The following is a 24,388-nucleotide window of genomic DNA, read 5'->3' on the forward strand; positions in this document are numbered from 1 at the left end:
GGCGTTCCTATGCTCGGAGTTACCATGACGCTGTCCAGCGGGCTGATCGCCGCCGTTGCCCTGGCCTATATGGCCATTATGTTTGCCATCGCCTTCTACGGTGACCGTCGCCGTGCGCCACTGCCGCCGCGCATGCGTGCCTGGGTGTACAGCCTGTCGCTGGCAGTTTATTGCACCAGTTGGACCTTCTTTGGCGCCGTAGGCCAGGCCGCCGAACAGCTGTGGGCGTTTTTACCGATTTACCTGGGGCCGGTGCTGCTGCTGGTGCTGGCACCCTGGGTGCTGCAGAAGATGATTCTGATCAGCAAGCAGGAAAACATCACCTCCATTGCCGACTTTATTGCCGCGCGCTACGGCAAATCCCAATCGCTGGCGGTGGTGGTCGCACTCATCTGCCTGGTCGGCGTATTGCCTTACATCGCCCTGCAACTCAAAGGCATCGTGCTGGGCGTGAACCTGTTGATCGGCGCGGGCGCGGACACCACCGGCACCCGCGCCCAGGACACCGCGTTGATTGTGTCGCTGGTGCTGGCGCTGTTCACCATCGTGTTTGGTACGCGCAACCTCGACGCGACGGAGCACCACCGGGGCATGGTGCTGGCGATCGCGTTTGAATCCCTGGTCAAGCTGTTCGCCTTCCTGGCGGTCGGCGCGTTTGTGACCTACGGCCTGTACGACGGTTTCGGCGACCTGTTCAGCCAGGCCATGTTGGCGCCACGGCTGGAGGAATACTGGAAAGAGACCGTCAACTGGCCGTCGATGGTGGTGCAGACCGGCGTGGCGATGATGGCGATCATCTGCCTGCCGCGGCAGTTTCATGTCACGGTGGTGGAAAATATCGACCCTCAGGACCTGCGTCTGGCCAAATGGGTGTTCCCCGCCTACCTGATCCTGGCTGCTCTGTTTGTAGTACCGATCGCCCTGGGCGGCAAGATGATGCTGCCGGGCTCGGTGCTGCCGGACTCCTACGTGATCAGCCTGCCCATGGCCGAAGCCCACCCGGCGCTGGCGGTGCTGGCCTTTATCGGCGGCGCCTCGGCGGCCACCGGCATGGTGATTGTGGCGAGCATCGCCTTGTCGACCATGGTCTCCAACGACATGCTACTGCCGTGGCTGCTGCGCCGCTCCAGTGCCGAGCGCCCGTTCGAAGTGTTCCGCCACTGGATGCTGTCGGTACGCCGAGTCAGCATCGTCATCATCCTGTTGCTGGCCTACGTCAGCTACCGCCTGCTGGGGTCCACCGCGAGCCTGGCGACCATCGGCCAGATCGCCTTTGCCGCCGTGACTCAACTGGCACCGGCGATGCTCGGTGCGCTGTATTGGAAACAGGCCAACCGACGCGGCGTGTTTGCCGGGCTGGCAGCGGGCACTTTCCTATGGTTCTACACCTTGGTCCTACCGGTAACGGCGAAAAGCCTGGGCTGGTCCCTCAGCCTTTTCCCAGGACTGACGTGGATGCATTCCCACCCACTGGGTCTGTCCGTGACGTCGTTGACCCTGGGCACCGTGTTCTCCCTGGCGGGCAACTTCACGCTGTTCGTGTGGGTGTCGATGCTGTCGCGCACGCGGGTTTCCGAACACTGGCAAGCCGGGCGTTTTATTGGCCAGGAAATCAGCCAACGCGCCAGCGCCCGCTCGATGCTGTCGGTGCAGATCAGTGATTTGCTCAGCCTGGCCGCGCGCTTTGTGGGTGAAGAACGCGCCCAGCAGAGTTTTATCCGCTTCGCCTATCGTCAGGGCAAAGGCTTCAACCCCAACCAGAATGCCGACAACGACTGGATCGCCCACACAGAGCGGTTGCTGGCCGGTGTACTCGGTGCCTCCTCGACCCGTGCCGTGGTGAAAGCCGCCATTGAAGGGCGGGAAATGCAACTGGAGGACGTGGTACGCATCGCCGACGAAGCCTCGGAAGTGCTGCAGTTCAACCGCGCCTTGCTGCAAGGCGCTATCGAGAACATCACCCAGGGTATCAGCGTGGTCGACCAGTCCCTCAAGTTGGTGGCCTGGAACCGGCGTTATCTGGAGCTGTTCAACTACCCGGACGGACTGATCAGCGTCGGCCGGCCGATTGCCGACATCATCCGCTACAACGCCGAACGTGGCTTGTGCGGGCCAGGTGAGGCCGAAGTGCATGTGGCGCGCCGCCTGCACTGGATGCGCCAGGGCCGTGCGCACACGTCTGAACGCTTGTTTCCCAATGGTCGCGTGATCGAGCTGATCGGCAACCCGATGCCCGGCGGTGGCTTCGTGATGAGTTTCACCGACATCACTGCGTTCCGTGAAGCCGAGCAAGCCCTTACAGAGGCCAACGAAGGCCTGGAACAACGGGTCACCGAGCGCACCCACGAACTGTCGCAGTTGAACGTGGCGCTCACCGACGCCAAGGGCGTGGCCGAGTCCGCCAGCCAGTCGAAGACGCGTTTCCTGGCGGCGGTCAGCCATGATCTGATGCAACCCCTGAATGCCGCACGCCTGTTCTCCGCCGCCCTCTCCCACCAGCAGGACGGCCTCTCCAGCGAAGCCCGGCAATTGGTGCAGCACCTGGACAGCTCACTGCGTTCCGCCGAAGACCTGATCAGCGACCTGCTGGATATTTCGCGCCTGGAAAACGGCAAGATCAATCCGCAGCGCCAGCCTTTTGTGCTTAACGAACTGTTCGACACCTTGGGCGCCGAGTTCAAGGCGCTGGCCCAGGAGCAAGGTCTGCGCTTCCGCCTGCGCGGCAGTCGTTTGCGCGTGGACAGCGACATCAAGTTGCTCCGCCGGATTCTGCAGAACTTTCTTACCAACGCATTCCGTTATGCCGACGGCCCGGTGCTACTCGGCGTACGCCGACGTAAAGACGCGCTGTGCCTGGAAGTGTGGGACCGTGGCCCGGGAATTCCACCGGATAAACAAAAGGTGATCTTCGAGGAATTCAAGCGCCTGGACAGCCACCAGACCCGCGCCGAGAAAGGCCTGGGGTTGGGCCTGGCGATCGCCGACGGCCTGTGCCGCGTGCTGGGCCACCGCCTGAGTGTGCGTTCATGGCCCGGCAAGGGCAGCGTATTCAGCGTGCGCGTGCCGCTGGCCCGCAACCAGACCAGCCCGCAGGTCAGGACGCCGCAGGAAACCGGCCTGCCGCTGAGCGGTGCGCAGGTGCTGTGCGTGGATAACGAAGAAAGCATCCTGATCGGCATGCGCAGCCTGCTGACGCGCTGGGGCTGCGAAGTCTGGACCGCCACCGACCAGGCGCAATGCGCGGCATTGCTGGCCGATGGCGTGCGTCCGCAACTGGCGCTGGTGGACTACCATCTGGACCATGGCGAAACCGGGACTGAACTGGTGGGTTGGCTGCGCGCGCAATTGGCGGAGCCGATTCCCGGCGTGGTGATCAGCGCCGACGGCCGCCCGGAGATGGTGGCCGAGGTGCATGCGGCGGGGCTGGATTACCTGGCCAAGCCGGTGAAACCGGCAGCGTTGCGGGCATTGTTGAGTCGGCATCTGCCTTTGTAGGAGACGGCAGGCCGACGCCTACCGTTACTCGGACAGATGGGCCACGCCATCTGAGTCGGTCATCGCCCGTTCCAGCAAATCAGCAGGAAGACTCTTGCTGGCCCGCGCACCGAGCAATCTCAATTGCTCAGTCCGGCTGACCAGATTTCCGCGCCCATCTGTCAGCTTGTTACGCGCGGCGCTGTAAGCCTTATCCAACTGCTGCAAACGGTTACCCACTTCATCCAGGTCCTGGATAAACAACACGAACTTGTCGTACAGCCAACCGGCGCGCTCGGCGATCTCCCGGGCATTCTGGCTCTGGCGTTCCTGCTTCCACAGGCTGTCGATCACGCGCAGGGTGGCCAGCAACGTGGTCGGGCTGACGATCACGATATGGCGGTCGAAGGCTTCCTGGAACAGGTTCGGCTCGGCCTGCAACGCAGCGGAAAACGCTGCTTCAATAGGTACGAACAGCAACACGAAATCCAAGCTGTGCAGGCCCTCCAGGCGCTTGTAATCCTTGCTCGCCAGCCCCTTGACGTGATTACGCAGCGACAGTACGTGCTGTTTCAGGGCCGCCTGGCCGATGACCTCATCATCCGCCGCCACGTATTGTTGATACGCGGTGAGGCTGACCTTGGAATCCACCACCACCTGCTTGTCACCAGGCAACATGATCAGCACGTCCGGCTGGAAGCGCTCGCCATCCGGGCCCTTGAGGCTGACCTGGGTCTGGTACTCACGGCCTTTTTCCAGGCCCGCGTGCTCCAATACCCGTTCGAGGATCAGCTCCCCCCAGTTGCCTTGGGTTTTCTGGCCCTTCAACGCACGAGTCAGGTTGGTGGCTTCATCCGACAGACGCAGGTTCAGTTGCTGTAGGCGCTCCAGCTCTTTAGCCAGGGAAAAACGCTCGCGCGCCTCGTTCTGATAGCTTTCTTCCACGCGCTTTTCGAAAGACTGAATGCGCTCCTTCAGCGGGTCGAGCAATTGGCCCAGGCGCTCCTGGCTGGTTTCGGCAAAGCGCTGTTCGCGCTCATCGAAGATCTTGCCGGCCAGCTCGGCGAACTGCGCGCGCAGCTCATCCCGCGAGCCTTGCAGGTCGGTTAGGCGTTGTTGATGGCTGTCCTGTTGTTCGCGCAGTTCGGCGCGCAAGGCAGCTGAAAGAGCGTCGAGGCGGCGCAGCTCAGTCTCCTTGGCGCTGCGGTCGAGGTTCCAGGCGTGGGCGGCGTCGCGGGCATTGTCGCGGTCGATCTGCAGCAGCTCGACTTCGCGGCGTAAGGCAGCCAGGTCGGCCTGCTTGGCGGCGTTGGCCTGGCTCAGATCGCTGATCTCGTCGCGGCTGGCATCCAACTGCGCGGCGAGGCCCTCCTGGGCCAGTTGTGCGGTGGCCAGGCGCTCTTCGAGCAGTTCCCAGCCGGTCATGCGTGCGGTCAGACGCCGCTGAAGCTGCCAGCACACCGCCAATAAAGGCACGGCAGCGCCGGCGAGGCCCAGGGCGATACTGGTCCAGTCAAAAACCATAGACATGTCTGCCATCACCGAAAAAAAGCAAGGTTAGCGGAGCCCAGGGCCTGAGGACAGCTCAGTCTTCGACCTGGCCCAGTTCACGCTGGGCGCGACGGTCGCCGGCACGGGCCGCCAGGCGCAACAGGTCATGGCCGATGCGGCGGTCGCGGGCATTCCCACATTCACGGCACATCAGTTGGCCCAGGCGACTTTGGGCAGCGACCACGCCTTCACGGGCGGGCTGCTTGAGCAAGCGCCCGGCGAAGTGTTTGACGTTGGTGTTATGACCCAGGCGCGGACTGTCGAGCAGCCACAAGGCAACTTTCAAGGAGAAGCGCTTGGGGGCGGTAACAGTTTGAGGGGTATCGGTAACAGAAGGTGATACTGAGCGAAACTTCATAAAGCACTGTGGGACAGATCGGAAGGCGCGCCACTCTACTCTTTTTTTCGTACAGGTAAAGCTGAAAAAACTCTGCACGCCCGTTCTAGAGCAAGCGCTTGGGACAATCCACAGAAGCTGTGGATAACTCAGTGGACAACCCCCCTTTAACTCGCGCAAAGCCCCATGGAATGGGGGCCGCAGTCAAACTGACGATTTTTTCACCAATAAAAAAAAGCCAGATTTTTCATTGACTTAAATTTCCATTGCAGGCAAATGGCAGCCCCTCAGAGCAGTTGACAGCGTGGTTACACACCCCGCAACTAATGTGCACAACTACCCATCCGACGGTTATATCACCGGCGTTTTTTGAAGCAACTTGCTGCAAAGATGTTACCGCCAAGGCCAACCAGGGACTTTTCAAATCTTGCCGGGCTCGCCACACTCCCCGACCTACAGCGCAACGGTGGAGGGGTCGATGAAGGGAATTCTGTTGTTCGCGGTGCTGCTCCTGGCCATCTGTGCCATTTCCTTGGGAATCAATGCGGCGCTGCCCTCTCCGGACGGGGCACTGTTCGCCATCGCCATTCTGCTGTCGGCGGCGTTCACGGCCGTGAGCTTGTGCATCGAGCTCGGCGAAGGCCGGATCAACGATATGAGGGATGTTATGAAAGTGGTCGAGACCGGCCAATCCCTGCGCTTGACCCTTGCCGCTTACGGCCTGGGTTGCTCGCTGGCAGCAGCAGCCACGGTACTGGCTTATCGGGGCCTGCTGGGCGGCTGATTGAAGTTTTTTGGCTAACACACTTCCCTTACCCGTTTCAATCCGTTACTATCCGCGGCGTTAGTACCAAGCTGAAAGTCAATTCTGGTCGAACAACTCCCTTGTACAACACGGGATCGACCACCTCGATGGTTTCCAGGTATCACTTGCGACGACACTGCCTTTGAACAAGCAAAGGGTGCCGCGAAGTTTCCATACTCTGACCGAACCAACCTGCAAATTGATCAGGATCTTCACCCTGGGCCCAGAACCTTTGCCCCTGTTGTGTCGCCTGCCCTCCTAAGTACCTACCTGCCAGCCCAAGCGCGCCTAACTTAATAGCGCTTCAAACTGGCTGCTTTGTTCCAGTCGGGTTCTTCGTTCGATCAATGGTGATCAACGTCACTGGAACGTTTTAATACGGCACGGTTCTTATCTGTGTCATTTGTAGGAACACCAATAATTATGAACGCTCAAATCCACACTCAGGATGCCATTCGCACCCTCACCAACGCTTTTGCTCCAATGAACTGTCTGATCATGGCCGCTCGCAAAGGCTGCTTCAGCTTCACCCTGGTCAACGAACACGGCATCGCTCGTCACAGCGAACGCCTGTACCCCGATCAATACTCCAGCGCAGAACCGCTGCAGGCCGTGATCGAGCGTACCCGTCAGGCACTGACTGCCTGATCGACCCGAGTCGCTGAAACACAAAAACCCTGTTTAAAAAGCAGGGTTTTTTATTGCCCGGAATTTGCCCACCGAGCTCTTGCACTAAGTTCAAATAGATATAAACGTTATAACTAAATGAAGAAGATGTTTTAAAAACAGTCCTTTACATCGCAAATATGACACTACACTTCAACTCAAGCGGCATGATCCGCTTCCGGCGAGCCTGAGATCCGATCCACTGCTGCCAAGCCCCCACCTTCTCAGGCCTCGTCGACCACTTTCACGGATTGAGGCTTGTATGGGTATCGCTGCCAGCGAATTGTGTCGTTATGTGATCAGGCCGACGTTGATGTACCTTGGCCGACATAACCCGACGGCCGAGTCACTGCTGCTGGGCATTGCCGCCAGCCAGTCGGAACTCGGTTCCGCCTTGCACGACCGGCGTGGACACGGCCTGTACAGCATCACCGAACCGCGCCACCGCGCGTTGTGGGACGACTACCTGGCGCTGGACCCCGAGCGCGCCAGCCTGGTACGCGGCCTCGCCAGCCAGCACGCGTTCCTCAGCGCACCGCAACTTGAGCTGACGGTCAACCTGCGTTATGCCACGGCCATCGCCTGGCTTTTGGTGGAACAACACACCCCTGCACTGCCCCCGCCCGGTGATGTGCTGGGCATGGCACGTATCTGGAAAGAAATTTTTCATCCACAAGGAAGGCTGCGCGATTTCACTCAAGCCTGGCAAACCTGTGTTTCACCCATGAATCAGGTGGTTTGCTGACCGGGCAATTTGCAAGATTCGCCAAAAAATCAGAATTTTGGTCGGATTGTCCTACAAAACCGCTCTATCTCCTGCATTACAGCCTATAGCGCGATGTTAAATTTATTGTTACTTTCCGCAGCGGTGATCACCACGGAGTTCTAATAATGAAAAAAGTAATGCTCAAGACCACACTTAGCCTCGCCGTTGCCATGGCATCCTCCCACCTGTTCGCAAGCGGTTTCGCACTGAACGAACAGAGCGTCAGCGGAATGGGTACGGGTTTCGCAGGTCGCTCTTCTTCTGCCGATGATGCAAGCACGGTTTACGGTAACCCTGCCGGTATGTCCCGCTTGAATGGCCAGCAAATCACGGGCGGTGTTGCTGCCATTGATGCGTCGACCGATATCAGCAACACAGGTGGTAATTCTCGCGGCTCCAACAAAGGTGACATGGTTCCGTTCACCGCAGTGCCATTTGGTTTCTATACCAACAAACTCAATGATCAGTGGGCCGTTGGCTTCGGTGTATACGCACCGTTCGGCCTGGTGACTGACTACGAAAGCGGCTTTCAGGGCCGTGGTTTCGGCAGCAAGAGCGAAGTGAAGGTCATCACCTTCCAGCCAACTGTCAGCTATGCATTCAACGACCGCGTATCGGTCGGCTTTGGCCCGACCATCAACCGGATCTCCGGTGTGCTGGAATCGGACAAGACCCTTAACCCTGCCGTCAGCGATACCAACGTCAAAATCAAGGGCGATGATACGGCACTGGGCTTCAATGTCGGTGTATTGGTTCAAGCGACTGATACCACACGTGTTGGCCTGACCTACCACTCCAAGGTCAAGTACAAGCTGGACGGCCACACCACCGTGAGTGGTCCCGCCGCGACTCAACCGTTCCTGCGTAACAACCGTTATGACGCGTCGCTGAAAATCGATACTCCAGAGTCCTACGACCTGTCGGTTACACAAGACCTGACTGACGCCTGGAAACTGTATGGCGGTGCTACCTGGACGCGCTGGAGTCGCCTGAAAGAGATCACCGTCAACAACAAAGGTGTAACGGGGGCAGGTGGTTTATTGGCACCGAGCCAACTCAGCGCGATCACCGAAGAACAGAACTGGCACGATACCTGGGCCTACGCAGTGGGTACTTCTTACCAGTTGACCAACCAAGTGGTGTTGCGCACCGGTTTGACCTTCGACCAGTCACCCACCAACAACACCAATCGTTCTCCGCGGATTCCTACAGGCGACCGCACGATCTTCAGTGTGGGCCTTGGTTACAAAGTCATGGATAACATGACGATCGACCTGGCTTACTCGTACCTGAAGGAAGAGGACGTCAAGGTCAACCAGACCGCTGCCGCTCCTTCAACCGCCAGCTACCGCGCCAAGTATGAAAACAGCGCCAACGGTTTCGGCCTGGGCATGACCTACACCTTCTGATCCAGACGGGTGTATAAAAGCCCCGCTCTCCTGCAAAGGAAGCGGGGCTTTTTAATGGCTGGCCCTCAAGGTTTGGAGGCGATCGCCTGTTCCACCGCCTTGATCAGATCCGGATTGTCCGGCTTGGTGAGGCTGGAAAAATTGGCAATCACCTTGCCCTGCCGATCCACCACGTACTTGTAGAAATTCCACTTCGGCGGCGCGTCGGTCTGCTGCGCCAACACCTTGAATAGATGCACCGCATCCGGCCCCTTGACCTTCTGTGGCTCGGTCATGGTGAAGGTCACGCCGTAATTCACGTAGCAGACCTTGGCAGTCTCTTCGCCAGTCTTGGCTTCCTGCTTGAAGTCATCGGACGGCACGCCGATCACTTCCAGCCCTTGGCCCTTGTAGCGTTGGTACAACGCCTCAAGGCCTTTGAACTGCGGGGCGAACCCGCAGAAGCTGGCAGTGTTGACGATAACCAGCGGCTTGCCGGCAAAACGCTGGCACAGGTCGATGGATTCCTTGGCGCGCAGCTTGGGCAACTGGCCCTCCAGCAGCGGCGGGCAACTGGCGGCCAGGGCGGCACTGCCAATGGCCATCAGGACGGGTACAGCGAGCCAACGCATCTGCATGTCGTGTGTCCTTAAAAGTATTCAGACCACGAACTTAACAGATCGCCATACCCAGTTGCATCAACGCCAGCCCGCCATGCTGCCAGCCCCACCAGGCCAGCAGCACCAGGAGCAGCCCCGCGACGAGGATCAGACCGCGTAACGCTACACTCATGCCGCCTCCATCTGCGCCTGCAAGCGCGCCACCGGCCGCTCACGCACCGGCCAGTTCAGGGCGGCGGCGAGCAGGCTCAACAGAATCGCCACCTGCCAGATCAAATCGTAGTTGCCGGTTCGATCATAGACCACCCCGCCCAACCAGCCACCCAGGAACGAACCCAACTGGTGGAACAGGAATACGATCCCACCCAGCATGGAAAGGTTTCGCACACCAAACAGCGTCGCCACGGTGCCGTTGGTCAACGGTACCGTGGATAGCCACAGGAAGCCCATCGCCATGCCAAACAGGTAGGCCGTGATCTCGGTGACCGGCGCCCACAGAAACAGCACGATCACCACCGCACGCAGCAGGTACAAGCCCGTCAGCAAGCGCGGTTTGGACATGCGCCCGCCGAGCCAGCCGGCGGTGTAGGTCCCGAAGATATTGAACAGGCCAATCAGGGCCAGCACCGTGGTGCCAACCGTGGCCGGCAAGTGCTGGTCTACGAGGTAAGCCGGCAGGTGCACGCCGATAAACACGACCTGAAAACCGCAGACAAAAAAGCCGAACGCCAGCAGCCAGAAGCCGGAATGGGAACAGGCTTCCTTCAAGGCTTCACGCAGGGTCTGCTGGCCGGCCAGCGCTGGTAGCGGCCGGTCCTTGAGCATGGCAACCAGCGGCAGGATCAGCGCCACCATCAAGCCCAGTGCGAGCAATGCCGCCGACCAGCCCAGCCAACTGATCAAACCCAGCGTGCCCGGCACCATCGCAAACTGACCGAACGAACCGGCAGCACTCGCGATGCCCATCGCCATGCTGCGTTTTTCCGGCGCCACAGCCCGGCCGACCACACCCAGAATCACCGAGAACGAGGTGCCGGACAGGCCGATACCAATCAGCAAGCCGGCACTTAAGGACAACGACCACGCCGAATCGGACATGCCCATCAACACCAGGCCCGCCGCGTACAGGACGCCGCCGACGAACACCGCTTTAGTCGCGCCAAAGCGGTCAGCCAGGGCGCCGGTGAACGGTTGCGCCAAGCCCCAGATCAGATTCTGCAAGGCGATGGCAAAGGCGAAGGTCTCGCGGCCCCAGCCAAACTCGCTGCTCATCGGCGCCAGGAACAGGCCGAAACCGTGGCGCACGCCCAACGACAACGCCAGGATCAGCGCACTCCCCACAAGAATCCAGCCACTGGTGCGCCACATCGAGGTCATTTCTTATTCTCCGCTCGCGGGTATATACCCGCTTGTATTCGAACAAACTCCCTTTCAGGCGAGTTCGTCCAGCAAGGCCAACAAGGTTTCGCGTTTTTCCGCGCCGAGTTGATCGATCAATTTCTGCTGCGCCGCCTCCCAGGCGGGTAATGCGGCGGCGAGTCGCGCCTCACCCTCCCGGGTCAACATCACCAGGCGATTGCGCAGGTCGTCGCCTTCCACCAGTTGCACCAGGCCCTCGCCTTCCAGCACCCGCAGGTTGCGGCCCAAGGTGCTGCGATCCAGGCCCATGGCTTCCGCCAGGCTGGAAATGCTCGGCTGGTCGAGTCGTTGCAGGTTGCACAGCAAAGAATACTGGGCGACGTTGATCCCGAAGCCGTCGAGAGCGCCGTCGTAATGCCTGCTGACGCCACGGGCGGCACGTCGCAGGTTGGTACATAAACATTGGGAGGCAAGCATGGAACGTGTATATACCCGCGATTAAGGAAATGCAAGAAAGTGTTACAGCGCCAGGCCGACCAGAACCGCGACTTCCAGCAGCTCCAGCAAGGCGCCTGCGGTATCGCCCGTGGTGCCACCCAGCCGATTGACCATAAGTTGGCGCAGCCCCAGAAAGCAGACCGCCGCGAGCAATACCGCAACCCCGCCGCTGAAGCCGCCAATCAGGATGCAGGCAAGACCACTGAGGATCAGTACCTGTTGACCGACAATCCTCGGTAAATGATCCGACAGTGCCTGGCCCAGTCCCCCTGCACGCACATAGCGCGTGGTGAGAAACAGCGCCAGCATCGAGGCGCGGCCGATCAGCGGCGCCAGGATCAGCGCGACGCCATTGTGTTGCTCGATCAAAGCTACCAGCGCAGTGAACTTGAGCAACAGCACCAACCCCAGCGTCACCACGGCAATCGGCCCGCTGCGCGGGTCCTTCATGATCGTGAGCGTGCGCTCGCGGTCACCGAAGCCGCCCAGCCAGGCATCGGCGCTGTCCGCCAGGCCATCCAGGTGCAAGCCGCCACTGAGCAATACCCAGGCAGTCAGTAACAGTGCGGCATGCAGCAGCAATGGCGCGCCCATCAATACGCTGTTCAGCGCCCACAACAGCACGCCGAACAACAGGCCTACCACCGGATAAAACAGCAGCGAACGCCCCAGTTCCTGAGGCTGTGGCATGCCCGGCAGGCGAATCGGCAGGCTGCTGAGAAATTGCAGGGCGATCCAGAATGGCAGCACGTCTACTCCCCTTCCTTCAGAGTTCCGTCAGCCGCAACCTGCAGGCTGAACAGCCCACCATGACAGACCTCGACGTTCAACAACTGCTCCCGGGGCAAGCCACGCGCCTGCGCCAGTAACAGGCGCATCACACCGCCGTGACTGATCAACAACACCCGTTCACCGGCATATGCCTGATGCAAACGTGAGACAGCACCCAGAACCCGTTCGGAAAAGGCGCTGACCGGCTCCCCGTCCGGCGGTGTAAAGCTATAAGGGTCGGCCCAGAACAGCCCCAGCCCTCCGGCGTCGGTCTCCATCAAGGTCGCCGCACTCTGCCCTTCCCACGCACCGAAGTGCAGCTCTTGCAGGTCCTTCTCCAGCGTCACCGGCAGCTTGAGCCGGGCGCCCAATTCTTCGGCAAATCGCGCACAGCGTTGCAACGGCGAACTGATCAGGCGGTCCCACGGCCCCCGCGCCACCACGGCCTCGCGCATCTGCACCCAGCCATTGGCGGTGAGTGCATCGTCCAGGCTGCCGCGCAGGCCGCCACCCAGCTCGGTTTCGCCGTGGCGCAGCAGGTCGAGGTGCAAGATCATGCCGGGCGGTCCGCCACGGCGGCTTCGGCGAAGGTCGCCATCTGCCCGTGCAATGCACAGGCAAGGCGCAACAACGGCACTGCCAGCGCCGCACCACTGCCTTCGCCCAGGCGCAGGCCCAGTTCCAGCAACGGCTGCGCGTCGAGGTGTTGCAGCACATGACGATGGCCAGGCTCGGCGCCGCGATGGCCGAACACCAGCCACTCGCGGCATGCCGGGTTCAGGCGCGTGGCGACCAGTGCCGCGACGGTACAGATGAACCCATCCACCAACACCACGATGCCTTCCTGGGCACACGCCAGGTATGCACCGACCAGCGCGGCGATCTCGAAGCCGCCGAGATTGAACAGGGTCTGCAAGACATCGCCGCGTTGGGCGGCATGCACCGCCAGTGCGCGCTCGATCACGGCCACCTTGTGGCTCACGCCCTGGGCATTCAAGCCGGTGCCCGGCCCCGTCAGGTCACTGGCCTGGCAGTCGAGCAAGGCACACGCCAGGGCACTGGCGGCGGTGGTGTTGCCGATGCCCATCTCGCCGCCGATAAACAGCTGTGCACCGCTAGCCAACGCACGCCGCGCACTGTCGCGACCGGCTTGCAGGGCACGTTGCCCCTGGGCCTCGGTCATGGCCGGGCCGTTGACAAAATTGGCGGTGCCCGCGCCGATGTTCAGGTGACGCACACCGGGCAGGTCCAGGGACGGGGTCACCGTGCCCAGGTCGACCACTTCCAACTGTGCTTCCAGCTGCCGCGCCAAGACGCTGATAGCCGCACCACCGCTGACGAAGTTGTGCAGCATCTGCCCGGTGACCTCCTGGGGAAACGCCGACACACCTTCCGCGACCACGCCATGGTCACCGGCGAAGATGGCGATCCACAGCGCGTCCACTGACGGTTTGACCTGGCCCTGCAAGCCGGCCAATTGCACCGCCAGCGCTTCCAACTGGCCGAGGGAGCCGGCCGGTTTGGTCAGTTGCTGTTGGCGTGCCAGGGCGTGTTCGTAGGCTTGAGTGTCAATCGCCTTACACGGGTTGAGCCACCAGGTGTCAGTCATAACGCAGTACCTTTCAAAGTCAGGGGCAGGCCGGCGACGGTCAGGACAACACGCTGACATCGCTCGGCCAAGGCTTGATGCAGCCAACCGGCTTCATCCACATAGCGGCGAGTCAATTCGCCCAGCGGCACGACACCCAGACCGGTCTCGTTGCTGACAAAAATGATTTCACCCGGCAGCGCGACCAGGGTTTCCAGCAGTTGATCGCGCTCGGCGGCCAGACGATGCGAATCCTCAAGCATCAGCAGATTGGTGAGCCACAGGGTCAGGCAATCCACCAGCAGGCAGCGCTCGGTTGCCGCGTTGTCACGCAGTACCCGCGCCAGTTCAACGGGTTCTTCGATCAGCCCCCAATGGTCGGGGCGACGCTGGCGATGCAGCGCGACACGCGCGCTCATCTCGCCATCCAGCGGTTGGCTGGTGGCGATGTACGTGACGGGCAAGCCACTGTCGCTGGCAAGCTTTTCGGCGAGGCGGCTTTTGCCGGACCGGGCACCACCGAGGATCAGCTGGAGCATGACATAACACCTCGTTTCGCCAGTGGGGCCCTCGAAGCTGGCACGGCTCCCTGTGGGAGGGAGCTTGCTCCCGATGGCGTGGCGCCAGTCAGCCCATCGGCTACTGACGCACCGCCATCGGGGGCAAGCCCCCTCCCACCTTTGGGTTGCAGTGCAGCAGTTGAATACTCAGCACATTCGCTCACTGTTAAATCCCACATAGTTTGCGTAACAACTCAGTATCCAAATGGTTTTCCACCAGATCAGCCAGGCGCTCGATATCGCGCTCGCGCAGGGCGTGGTAATCCACTTCCTGCACGTCCTGCAAACCGACCCAGCGCAACAAGGCGCTGCACGCGGCCGGGCTTTCGAACAGGCCATGCAAATAGGTGCCGAAGATTTGCCCATCGGCACTTTGTGCGCCGTCCATGCGACCGTCATCGAGCAACACGGCAGCGTTCGACAACGCGTCGCCAGACGTCACGCCCGCATGGATCTCATAGCCGCTGACCTCGGCATCCTCCAGCAGCAGGCGCCCCCGCACATTGCGCAACTGCTTCTCTTCTTCCAGCGCGGTACTGAACGCCAGCAGCCCCAGGCCATCACTGGAACCGGCAGGCCCTTCCAGGCCCAACGGGTCGTGCACTTGCTCGCCGAGCATCTGCAAGCCGCCGCAAATGCCGAGCACCTTGCCGCCATAACGCAAGTGACGCGCCACGGCGGCGTCCCAACCGTTGGCACGCAGATAGGCCAGGTCGCTGCGCACACTTTTCGAGCCGGGCAGGATGATCAGGTCGGCGGCCGGGATCGGCTGGCCTGGCCCGATGAATTGCAAATCCACCTGGGGGTGCAGGCGCAGCGGGTCGAAATCCGTATGGTTGCTGATGCGCGGCAACACCGGGACCACCACCTTGAGCACCTGGGCCGCCTTGTCGATCTGGCGTTGGTCGATGCCGTCCTCGGCTTCCAGGTGCAGGTCCATCACGTAAGGCAGAACGCCCACCACCGGTTTGCCGGTGCGTGCTTCCAGCCAGTCCAGGCCGGGTTGCAACAGCGCGATGTCACCGCGAAAACGGTTGATGATGAAGCCTTTGACCCGCGCCTGTTCCGTGGGTGACAGCAGCTCCAGGGTGCCGACCAGGTGGGCGAATACCCCGCCGCGATTGATATCGGCAATCAGCAACACCGGGCAATCCACCGCCTCGGCGAAGCCCATGTTGGCGATGTCGTTGGCGCGCAGGTTGATTTCCGCCGGGGAGCCAGCGCCTTCCACCATGACCACGGGATAGGCCTGGCTCAACCGGGCGTGGGAGGCCAGCACCGCCTGCATCGCAATGGCTTTGTAGTCGTGATAGGCCACGGCGTTCATGGTGGTCACGGCACGGCCGTGGATGATCACTTGGGAGCCGGTGTCGCTGTTGGGTTTGAGCAGCACCGGGTTCATGTCGGTATGAGGCGCCAGGTTGGCGGCCTGGGCCTGCACCGCCTGGGCGCGGCCGATTTCACCACCTTCGGCGGTCACGGCGCTGTTGAGTGCCATGTTCTGCGGCTTGAACGGCGCCACGGCCACACCCTGGCGCACCAGCCAGCGGCACAACGCGGTCACTAACGTACTTTTGCCGGCATCGGAGGTGGTGCCCTGCACCATCAGCGTACTCATGCTGCGTCCTTATAGGCGGCCAGGGCGTCGTCGAGGCGCTGCCAGTCGGCCTCAGTGTCGGGCAGGCCGAAACGCAGGCTGCTGTCGTGGACGAACAGGCGCAGCAGAATGCCGCGCTGGGCCATGAATTCGTGCACACGCTCGGCATGGGGCGTGATCAGCCATTGGAACAAGGCACAGCCGCCCTGGGGTGGAAAGCCGTGGCGCTCCAGCAACGCGAACAAGCGCTGGCCCGCCTCGATGCAACGCGTGCGTTGCCGCACATGCCCGGCGGTGTCGCGCAGGCACACCTCGCCCAGCACCCGCGTCGGCCCGCTGACCGCCCAGGGGCCGACCTGCTCGGCGAGCAACTTGAGCAACTTGCGCTCGGCCAACACAAAGCCCAGTCGCACGCCGGCCAGGCCGAAGAACTTGCCGAACGAACGCAGCACGATCAAACCGACCTGATGCGCCTGGCCGGCCAGGCTCACTTGCGGGGTGACGTCCATGAAGGCCTCATCCACCACCAGCCAGCCGCCGCGCTGGGCCAGCCGCGAGTGCCAATCCAGCAGGCGTTGCGGGCTCAGGCTCAGGCCGGTGGGGTTATTGGGGTTGACCACCACCAGCACGTCGAGGCCATCAAGAAAGAAGTCGACTTCCTGTTCCTGCACTTCGCGCACCACGTAACCGGCGCGACGCCACGCTTCGGCGTGTTCGGCATAGCACGGCGACAACACGCCGACCTTGCCGGCGCGACGCAGGCGCGGCAACAACTGGATCGCCGCCTGGGAACCCGGTACCGGCAATAGATGCGCAGCGCCGTAGTATTCGCTGGCGGCCTGCTCCAGGCCGTCGTCGGTTTCCGGCAGGCGCGCCCAGGCACGCAGGGGAATTTCGGGGATCGGCCAGGGCCAGGGCGCGAGCCCGCTGGACAGGTCGAGCCAGTCGGCTTCGGCTATCCCGTACTGAATCGCTGCCTTGCGCAGCCGGCCACCATGCTCAAGCATAGAATTGCGCCCCCGCGCACAGGATCAGCAGCCACAACCATACGCCGCGCTGCACCAGTTGCCAGCCCCGATCGATGGAATCGGCATCCGCCGCCGGGCCTTCGCCCAGTTGCGGACGATGGTGCACTTCGCCGTGATAGATCGCGGCACCGCCCAGTTCCACGCCCAGGGCGCCCGCACCAGCGGCCATGACCGGGCCGGCGTTGGGGCTGTCCCAGGTCGGGCCCTGGGTGCGCCAGCATTTGAGCGCCAGCCGGGTCTTGCCCAGCAACGCGTAGGTCAACGCCACCAGGCGTGCGGGAATGTAGTTCAGCACATCGTCGATTTTTGCCGCCGCCCAACCAAAGCGCTCAAAGCGCTCGTTACGATAACCCCACATGGCGTCGAGGGTGTTGCTCAGGCGGTAAAGCACCACGCCCGGCACACCGGCCACCACAAACCAGAAAATCGCAGCGAACACCGCATCGCTGCCGTTCTCCAGCACCGATTCGGTGGCGGCACGGGCGACTTCGGTGCGGTCCAGCTCGCTGGTCTGGCGGCTGACCAGGTAGCTCACGCGTTTGCGCGCCGCCTCCAAGTCATCACTGCGCAGGGCCTGGGCCACCGGGATCACATGCTCGCCAAGGCTGCGCATGCCAAGGGCGCAGTACAACGCCAGGATCTCCAGTACCCAGCCAATGTAAGGCGCCCACGACAAGGCCGTGGCCAGCAGCGTCAGCGGCACCACGGCGATAAACCACGCGGTCACGCCATGGCTGCGCCAGCCACGGCCACCGGTATTGAAACGTTGCTCGATGCGCCCGGCAAAATTGCCGAACGCCACCAGCGGATGCCAGCGCCTGGGTTCGCCCAGCAGCGCATCCAGCGCGACTGCAGCGACACACAGCAAGGCCACACTCATTGACTCACTCCCCACGCATTTTCATACAACATGTCACTCAACGGTCGAGGCTCGGTCCAGCCTTCGAGCTGCAACATCGGTGCCGGGTAGAACTCGGCCACCGGCCCCAGGCACAACACGGCCAGGGGTTTCGCACCGGGCGGCAAACCCAGCAGATCGGCCAGCGCCTGGGGTTCGAACAACGAGACCCAGCCCATGCCCAGGCCTTCGACCCGCGCCGCCAGCCACAAATTCTGGATAGCACAGGACAAAGACGCCATGTCCATTTCCGGCAGGGTGCGACGCCCGAAGATGTGCCGCTCGCGATCATCCATCAACGCCGCTACCAGCACTTCGGCACAGTCGTGAATGCCTTCGACCTTGAGCTTCATGAACTCATCGGAACGCTCGCCCAGGGCTTCGGCGGTGCGTACGCGTTCTTCTTCCACCACCTGTTGAATCTGCCCACGCAACTGGCGATCGCTGATGCGAATAAAGCGCCAGGGCTGCATCAGGCCGACGCTGGGCGCCTGGTGTGCGGCCTGGAGCAAGCGGTGGAGCAGCTCGGGGGCGACAGTGCCGCCGCTGAAGTGGCGCATGTCGCGGCGTTCGGCGATGGCGCGGTAGACGGCGTCGCGGTCGGCCTGGGGAAAAGCGTTGTCGCTCATAGTGCTGGATCGGGCGCGAACAATGCGGCCACCGCCTGGGGATTGGATGGGAAATAGAAGTGTACGTAGGACGCCGTCATCCGCCCCTGCCGATACACCGCCTCGGCACCGCGCCCGCCATTGGGGCTCAGGCCACGGGCAATCGGTTGCCATTCAGTGGTGGTCAGGGAGTGGTGATAGGTATGGCCACGCAGGGTGCCTTCCGGTAATTCGACGTTTTGCAGGGCCAAGGCCGCCAGTTTCTTTTGCATCACCGCGTCGCCCTGCAACAGGCCGAGCAGTTCAGCGCGGATGCCGTCGACATCGGTCAGCGAGTCCAGCAGGTAGAGCATGCCGCCGCATTCGGCAAGCAAGGGTTTGCCGACCGCGTGGTGAGCGCGAATGGCGTCGAGCATCGGGATGTTTTCCGACAGCGCCTGGTGGTGCAATTCCGGGTAACCGCCGGGCAGGTAGAGGCTGTCGGCATCAGGCAATTGGCGATCGTGAATCGGCGAGAAAAACGTCAGCTCAGCGCCCATTGCGCGCAGCAGGTCGAGACTCGCGCCGTAGGTAAAGGCGAAGGCCTCATCGCGGGCCACGGCAATGCGCACGCCCTTGAGCAACGGCTCAGCCTCGATCACTTGGGGCGCAGCGAACGTCACCGGCGGCGCCAAGGCGACTTCGCAACTGCTGCCCAACGCTTGGGCGGCGGCGTCCAGGCGTACATCGAGGTCATTCAGTTCGCTCGCTTGCACCAGGCCGAGGTGGCGACTGGGCAGTTCGATACCGGTCTCGCGTGACAATGCGCCATACCAGCGCAGGCCCTCGGTGAGGCTGCCTTCGAGCAGTTGCGCATGACGCAGGGTGCCGACACGGTTGGCCAATACACCGGCGAATGGCAGATCCGGCTGATAGCGCGCCAGGCCCAATGCCAACGCGCCGAAGGTCTGCGCCATGGCCGTGCCGTCGATCACCCCCAGCACCGGCACGCCGAAGTGTCGCGCCAGGTCGGCGCTGGAGGGTGTGCCGTCGAACAGGCCCATCACGCCTTCGATCAGGATCAGGTCTGCCTCCCCCGCCGCTTCCCACAGCAAACGACGACTTTCCTGCTCGCCCACCATCCACATATCCAACTGATACACCGGCGCACCGCTGGCGCGTTCGTGGATCATCGGGTCGAGAAAGTCCGGGCCGCATTTGAACACGCGCACCTTGCGCCCCAGGTTGCGGTGCAAACGGGCGAGCGCGGCGGTGACGGTGGTTTTGCCCTGGCCGGACGCCGGAGCGGCGATCAAAACGGCAGGGCAATGACGGGGCTGATTCAAAGTTCGACGCCCTTCTGTGCCTTGATACCGGCCTGGAACGCGTGCTTGAGCATGCCCATTTCGGTGACGGTGTCGCCCATTTCGATCAACTCGGGCTTGGCGCCACGGCCGGTGACCACCACGTGTTGCATCGGTGGACGGGCTTGCAGGTCGCTGAGGACCTGGTCCAGGTCGAGGTAGCCGTGCTTGAGCGCGATGTTCAGTTCGTCCAGCACCACCAGGCCGATGGAGGGGTCCTGCAGCAATTCGCGGGAGACTGCCCAGGCGGCCTCGGCGGCGGCGATGTCGCGCTGGCGGTCCTGGGTTTCCCAGGTGAAGCCTTCGCCCATTACATGGAAGCGCACTTGCTCGGGGAAGCGACGGAAGAACAATTCTTCTCCAGTGCTGTTGCGCCCCTTGATGAACTGCACCACACCGCACTGCATGCCGTGGCCCATGGCACGGGCCAACATGCCGAACGCGGAGCTGCTTTTACCTTTGCCGTTGCCGGTCAGCACCAGCAGCAGACCGCATTCGTTGGGGGAGTTGGCGATGCGCTCGTCGATCACGGCTTTTTTGCGCAGCATGCGCGCCAGGTGGCGTTCGTCGCGGTCGGGGGAATCGGTCATGGCAGCTCTCCGTTGGGGCTGGACAAAAACGGCGGGCAGGAAAAAAGAAAAGCAGACAGCCAAGCATCGCCCACCGTGATGCTGTTGGATGTTGCAGGCCGGTCTCCGGGCTCATGAGTGGCGTGCTGGCTGAAGGCAGGCCAACGCTGCGCCTTCCCATATCGCAGGCGATACAGTGGCAAAAGGCAGCGTCTTGACTCATTTACCGTTGCGGGGGCAGCGCCGGAATCGCGGCGGCACTGTGTAGAAGTGCGCTCACTCACCGGCTTCCCTGTTTCACTCTGTCGACCCGTGGGTCACAGAGCACCTGGAACAAGCGGCGAAGGGTAGTAGGTTGGGGGTGGAGCGTCAATTAAAGCAACTTGAAGTCGACACAAAACAACTGTGGGAGGGGGCTTGCCCCCTCCCACATTTCGATTCGAGTCTGGCGCTAAGGATTGCGTGCCAGGTTGCCCGGCAAAACGCGCTTGGCGCTCAAATAGGCATTCTGCCAATAGGCCTTGGACAACGTGTCCAGCTTCACCGTACCGCCGGTTTGTGGCGCATGCACAAAGCGCCCTTCACCCACGTAGATTCCGGCGTGGCTGACCTGGGAACCGCCACCGGTGGCGAAGAACAGCAGGTCGCCGGTCTGCAGGTTCTGCTCGCTGACGTCCTGCGCGCGCATTACGATCAACTCGCGGGTGGTACGCGGCAGGGAAATCCCGGCGGCATCGCGGAAGACAAACCCGATCAGGCCGCTGCAATCAAACCCGGAGTCCGGCGTGTTGCCGCCCCAACGGTAAGGCGTGCCGACCAGGCCCAGCGCGCGGAAGAGTACGTCTTCAGCTGCGGGCGAGAAATTCTGGGTGGAATAGTTGAACACCGGCTTGGGCTTCACCGCTACGGGAGCGGGCGGCGGTGTGCGGCTTGCGCAGGCGCTGAGGAGCGCGGCGCAAACAATGAGAATCAGGCGGGCCGAGGTCGACATGTGCAGAACAATCCTGGTCTGGATGCGGCTTTCGCTGCCGAACGCTGAAAACCAGAACGCGCAAGCAAAGCTCGCGCGAACGGATTACAACAATGTCCAGGGATTCTAGCGCTTACACGTCAAACTTCAAGTATCACTTTAAGTTTACTTGCTAGCGGTAACCGTCGTCGGGGCCATGGCGAGTGCGCGCTTGGCTTCGATGAAGGTTTTGCTCCAGTAGCTGTCACCCAGGTTATCGACCCGGACACCGCCACTGCGACGGCTGCTGGAGTGGATAAACTGGTTATCGCCCAGGTAGATACCGGCGTGGCTCACACGACCACGGCCTGCCGTACTGAAGAAAAGCAGATCGCCAGGCTTGAGGTTGTTGCGTGCGACCAACGGTGCATTCACGTTGATCATTTCGCGGGTGGAGCGCGGCAGATTCATGCCGGCCTCTTCACGAAACAGGTAGCCGATGAAACCGCTGCAGTCGAAACCGGCTTCAGAGGTACCACCGAAACGGTAACGGGTACCGATCAGGGACATGCCGCGTTCGAGGATGCTGTCGGCCAGGACTGGAAGCTGATAAGGCTTGTTGCCGGCGAAGTCGGCCAGTTCCTTTTCCGTTGCGACTTCTTCCTCATAAACAGAGGCAGATTGTGCAGCAACGAATTTTGCCTGATTTTGAACCTGTGGTTTCTGCTGATCGACCACCTGCTGAGGGTGGGAGGCGCAACCAAACAACAGGGTAACGAGTGCGAGGGGCACGAGGGGTGCGAAGCGATTTAGCATGGGCACGACCGTGGCTGATATGTAAAGAAGTCGAGACTATGCCTTCTATCACATCGATTTGCAAATTCAATCGTGCTCTATGTGACTTCGCGATTGGACTATGACATCTAAGCCGTAATTCCATTTATCGGTTCGAATGCGATGCCCAGCCGGCAGAAACGCAGGTTTTCTGGCGCCCGTAAAATGGCGAACCGCGTAAATTCAATGAGTTACCAGCCCAACGTTTCCTTGAGAAAAGGGATCGTCAATTTTCTTTGAGCCTGCAAGGACGCCTGATCGAGCTGCTCGAGCAAATCGAACAGCGCACTCATGCTGCGGGTGCCTCGAGTAAGGATAAAGTGCCCGACTTCGTCGGTGAGGTGCAGGCCGCGACGGGAGGCCCGCAATTGCAGGGCACGCAATTTGTCTTCGTCGGACAGCGGGCGCATCTGGAAGATCAGCGCCAGGGTCATGCGCGACTTGAGGTCGGCCAGCTTGATCGGCAACTCGCGTGGCGAAGTCGACGCGGCAATCAGCAGGCGCCGACCGCTGTCACGCAAGCGATTGAACAGGTGAAACAGCGCTTCTTCCCAATCCGCCTTGCCGGCGATCGCCTGCAAGTCATCCAGGCACACCAGTTCGTATTGCTCAAGGTGATCGAAGATGCCGATACCGCGATCCATCAACTCGGCCAACGGCAGGTACACCGCCGGTTCGCCCATCTGCTCGAACCGCAGGCACGCAGCCTGCAACAGGTGGGTACGCCCTACGCCGTGCTTGCCCCACAGATAGATCAGGCTTTCAGTCCACCCGGCGTCGGCTTCGCAGAGCCGCTCGACATAGCCGAGTGCAGCGGCATTGGCGCCTGGGTAGTAGTTGATGAAGGTGGCGTCGTCACGCAGACGCACACCCAAGGGCAGCTGAATCGGTTTCATGCTGACTGAACGGCTCCGAACGAACCGTTAGTGGCCTCTGTGTAAAGTTTGCAAAGTTTATACCCGTGACGCCGGGCGCACAATGCAACAGACCCCAAGCAAAATCAAAGGTTTGCGTTAACTTGTTGGATTTATGCAGATTGTTTGACGGACCGCCCCCAGAAAAGACAAACCCGGCCTTGACCGGGTTTGTGAAGATAGAGTTACAGGTCGGGATCTTCAACCCCCGTATAAGCATCCGAATCCTTGTATAGATCGTGCACATGGCGCACCAGCACCATGATCACCGCCGCCACCGGCAACGCCAGCAGGATGCCCGTGAAGCCAAACAACTCACCACCCGCCAGAATCGCAAAGATCACCGCCACCGGATGCAGACCAATCCGATCCCCGACCAACAACGGCGTGAGCACCATGCCTTCCAACGCCTGGCCGACCATGAAGACGGCCACGATCCCCAGCATCGGGTACAAGTCCCCGCCAAACTGGAACAAGCCCGCGACCAGCGCCGCGCCGATCCCAATCACAAACCCCATATAAGGCACGATTGCGGCAAGGCCGGCGATCAGGCCGATCAACAGACCCAGCTCCAGGCCGATAGCCATCAAGCCGGCCGCGTAGATGATCCCCAGGGCCAGCATCACCAGCAACTGCCCGCGCACGAAGGCGCCGAGCACCTCATGGCATTCCTCAGCCAGCGAAACAATGCGCTCCTCACGGTTGCGCGGCAGCAGGCTGCGGATCTTGGCCATCATGATGTCCCAGTCGCGCAGCAGGTAGAACGCCACCACCGGGATCAGCACCAGGTTGGTCAGCCAGCCGATCAACGCCAGGCTGGACGCCGTCGCCTGGCTGAGGATGACCCCGACAATATCGGTGGTCTGGCCCATATGTTCGCTGATGGCCGCCTTGACCTTGTCGAACTTCCAGAAACCATCCGCCAACCCCAACTTGGCCTGGGCCCACGGCATCGCCGTGTGCTGCAGCCAATCGAGCATCTGCGGCGCCAGCTCATACAAGCGGAACAACTGCTTGGCCAGCATCGGCACCAGCACCAGCACCAACGCCGTGATGATCAAGGTAAACAGGGCGAACACCGCCACCACGCCCCAGGTCCGCGACAACCCGGCTTTTTCCAGGCGATCCACCACCGGATCGAACAGGTAAGCCAGCAGCAACGCGACCAGGAATGGCGTCAGGATCGAATGCAGCAGGAACACAAAAACGCACAGCAGGACAAACCCGCCAAGCCACACCCAACGACGCGTATCCGCCATAAACCA

Annotated in this window: 24 protein-coding genes and 1 riboswitch; of the genes, 5 read left to right on the forward strand and 19 right to left on the reverse strand. The window is 61.5% G+C overall.

The window, feature by feature from the left end:
- Positions 1-24 precede the first annotated feature (24 nt).
- Positions 25-3,495, forward strand: coding sequence for a hybrid sensor histidine kinase/response regulator (locus AC3WP7_RS05300; RefSeq protein WP_102592240.1), 3,471 nt, complete (start codon positions 25-27; stop codon positions 3,493-3,495).
- 24 nt (positions 3,496-3,519) lie between these two features.
- Here AC3WP7_RS05300 and AC3WP7_RS05305 read toward each other — a convergent pair whose 3' ends face one another.
- Positions 3,520-4,884 carry a DNA recombination protein RmuC gene (locus AC3WP7_RS05305; protein ID WP_172963329.1) on the reverse strand — a complete coding sequence of 455 codons (1,365 nt, stop codon included), beginning with the start codon at positions 4,882-4,884 and terminating at the stop codon, positions 3,520-3,522.
- 175 nt (positions 4,885-5,059) lie between these two features.
- Positions 5,060-5,383 carry an SEL1-like repeat protein gene (locus AC3WP7_RS05310; RefSeq protein ID WP_025855837.1) on the reverse strand — a complete coding sequence of 108 codons (324 nt, stop codon included), beginning with the start codon at positions 5,381-5,383 and terminating at the stop codon, positions 5,060-5,062.
- Positions 5,384-5,840: 457 nt separating this feature from the next.
- Here AC3WP7_RS05310 and AC3WP7_RS05315 point away from each other — a divergent pair, with 457 nt between their 5' ends.
- From AC3WP7_RS05315 to AC3WP7_RS05330, 4 genes are all read left to right on the forward strand, one after another.
- Positions 5,841-6,146, forward strand: coding sequence for a hypothetical protein (locus AC3WP7_RS05315; protein ID WP_093122261.1), 306 nt, complete (start codon positions 5,841-5,843; stop codon positions 6,144-6,146).
- A gap of 444 nt (positions 6,147-6,590) precedes the next feature.
- The gene (locus tag AC3WP7_RS05320) at positions 6,591-6,815 is read left to right on the forward strand and encodes a hypothetical protein (protein WP_005790139.1); all 225 of its coding nucleotides are present in this window, start codon (positions 6,591-6,593) and stop codon (positions 6,813-6,815) included.
- Between the two features lie 280 nt (positions 6,816-7,095).
- Entirely contained in the window at positions 7,096-7,578 is a 483-nt protein-coding gene (locus tag AC3WP7_RS05325; protein WP_092242982.1) for a hypothetical protein, read from the forward strand.
- A 146-nt stretch (positions 7,579-7,724) separates the two neighbouring features.
- Entirely contained in the window at positions 7,725-9,008 is a 1,284-nt protein-coding gene (locus AC3WP7_RS05330) for an OmpP1/FadL family transporter (protein ID WP_093529479.1), read from the forward strand.
- A gap of 65 nt (positions 9,009-9,073) precedes the next feature.
- Here the strand turns inward: AC3WP7_RS05330 and AC3WP7_RS05335 are convergent, their stop codons facing one another.
- The 17 genes from AC3WP7_RS05335 to AC3WP7_RS05415 all read right to left on the reverse strand — a co-directional run bounded on the left by AC3WP7_RS05335 (position 9,074) and on the right by AC3WP7_RS05415 (position 24,382).
- Complete coding sequence (locus tag AC3WP7_RS05335) at positions 9,074-9,625, reverse strand: glutathione peroxidase (RefSeq protein ID WP_092242976.1); 552 nt, start codon at positions 9,623-9,625, stop codon at positions 9,074-9,076.
- A 150-nt stretch (positions 9,626-9,775) separates the two neighbouring features.
- Positions 9,776-10,975 (reverse strand): MFS transporter, encoded by a 1,200-nt coding sequence (locus AC3WP7_RS05340; protein ID WP_172963328.1) that lies wholly within the window; start codon positions 10,973-10,975, stop codon positions 9,776-9,778.
- 63 nt (positions 10,976-11,038) lie between these two features.
- The gene (locus AC3WP7_RS05345) at positions 11,039-11,443 is read right to left on the reverse strand and encodes a MarR family winged helix-turn-helix transcriptional regulator (protein ID WP_058424943.1); all 405 of its coding nucleotides are present in this window, start codon (positions 11,441-11,443) and stop codon (positions 11,039-11,041) included.
- 42 nt (positions 11,444-11,485) lie between these two features.
- Positions 11,486-12,214, reverse strand: coding sequence for an adenosylcobinamide-GDP ribazoletransferase (locus AC3WP7_RS05350; RefSeq protein ID WP_093514015.1), 729 nt, complete (start codon positions 12,212-12,214; stop codon positions 11,486-11,488).
- 2 nt (positions 12,215-12,216) lie between these two features.
- On the reverse strand, positions 12,217-12,792 hold the full coding sequence (cobC, locus tag AC3WP7_RS05355; RefSeq protein ID WP_093529476.1) for an alpha-ribazole phosphatase family protein: 576 nt from the start codon (positions 12,790-12,792) through the stop codon (positions 12,217-12,219).
- Positions 12,789-13,844 (reverse strand): nicotinate-nucleotide--dimethylbenzimidazole phosphoribosyltransferase, encoded by a 1,056-nt coding sequence (cobT, locus tag AC3WP7_RS05360; RefSeq protein WP_092242965.1) that lies wholly within the window; start codon positions 13,842-13,844, stop codon positions 12,789-12,791. Before cobT ends, cobC begins: the two co-directional genes overlap by 4 nt.
- Positions 13,841-14,362: a bifunctional adenosylcobinamide kinase/adenosylcobinamide-phosphate guanylyltransferase gene (gene cobU, locus AC3WP7_RS05365; RefSeq protein WP_093122231.1), complete on the reverse strand. Its 522-nt coding sequence runs from the start codon at positions 14,360-14,362 to the stop codon at positions 13,841-13,843. The genes cobT and cobU overlap by 4 nt, the downstream gene beginning before the upstream one ends.
- A gap of 187 nt (positions 14,363-14,549) precedes the next feature.
- On the reverse strand, positions 14,550-16,001 hold the full coding sequence (locus AC3WP7_RS05370; protein WP_102592243.1) for a cobyric acid synthase: 1,452 nt from the start codon (positions 15,999-16,001) through the stop codon (positions 14,550-14,552).
- Complete coding sequence (cobD, locus tag AC3WP7_RS05375; protein ID WP_093514019.1) at positions 15,998-16,987, reverse strand: threonine-phosphate decarboxylase CobD; 990 nt, start codon at positions 16,985-16,987, stop codon at positions 15,998-16,000. The genes AC3WP7_RS05370 and cobD overlap by 4 nt, the downstream gene beginning before the upstream one ends.
- Positions 16,980-17,888, reverse strand: a complete 909-nt coding sequence (cbiB, locus tag AC3WP7_RS05380; RefSeq protein ID WP_092242953.1) for an adenosylcobinamide-phosphate synthase CbiB — start codon at positions 17,886-17,888, stop codon at positions 16,980-16,982. The genes cobD and cbiB overlap by 8 nt, the downstream gene beginning before the upstream one ends.
- Positions 17,885-18,535: a 5,6-dimethylbenzimidazole synthase gene (bluB, locus tag AC3WP7_RS05385; protein WP_071491316.1), complete on the reverse strand. Its 651-nt coding sequence runs from the start codon at positions 18,533-18,535 to the stop codon at positions 17,885-17,887. The genes cbiB and bluB overlap by 4 nt, the downstream gene beginning before the upstream one ends.
- Complete coding sequence (locus tag AC3WP7_RS05390) at positions 18,532-19,839, reverse strand: cobyrinic acid a,c-diamide synthase CobB (RefSeq protein ID WP_102592244.1); 1,308 nt, start codon at positions 19,837-19,839, stop codon at positions 18,532-18,534. The genes bluB and AC3WP7_RS05390 overlap by 4 nt, the downstream gene beginning before the upstream one ends.
- Positions 19,836-20,447, reverse strand: a complete 612-nt coding sequence (gene cobO, locus AC3WP7_RS05395; RefSeq protein ID WP_010208674.1) for a cob(I)yrinic acid a,c-diamide adenosyltransferase — start codon at positions 20,445-20,447, stop codon at positions 19,836-19,838. Before cobO ends, AC3WP7_RS05390 begins: the two co-directional genes overlap by 4 nt.
- A gap of 79 nt (positions 20,448-20,526) precedes the next feature.
- Positions 20,527-20,773, reverse strand: a riboswitch (cobalamin riboswitch).
- A gap of 104 nt (positions 20,774-20,877) precedes the next feature.
- The gene (locus AC3WP7_RS05400; RefSeq protein WP_071491318.1) at positions 20,878-21,417 is read right to left on the reverse strand and encodes a C40 family peptidase; all 540 of its coding nucleotides are present in this window, start codon (positions 21,415-21,417) and stop codon (positions 20,878-20,880) included.
- A 144-nt stretch (positions 21,418-21,561) separates the two neighbouring features.
- Positions 21,562-22,191 (reverse strand): C40 family peptidase, encoded by a 630-nt coding sequence (locus tag AC3WP7_RS05405; protein ID WP_092242943.1) that lies wholly within the window; start codon positions 22,189-22,191, stop codon positions 21,562-21,564.
- Positions 22,192-22,400: 209 nt separating this feature from the next.
- Positions 22,401-23,105, reverse strand: coding sequence for a DnaA regulatory inactivator Hda (hda, locus tag AC3WP7_RS05410; protein ID WP_058424954.1), 705 nt, complete (start codon positions 23,103-23,105; stop codon positions 22,401-22,403).
- 203 nt (positions 23,106-23,308) lie between these two features.
- Positions 23,309-24,382, reverse strand: a complete 1,074-nt coding sequence (locus AC3WP7_RS05415) for an AI-2E family transporter (protein ID WP_058424955.1) — start codon at positions 24,380-24,382, stop codon at positions 23,309-23,311.
- Positions 24,383-24,388 lie beyond the last annotated feature (6 nt).

It is taken from the genome of Pseudomonas sp. FW305-3-2-15-C-LB1 (assembly GCF_058787615.1).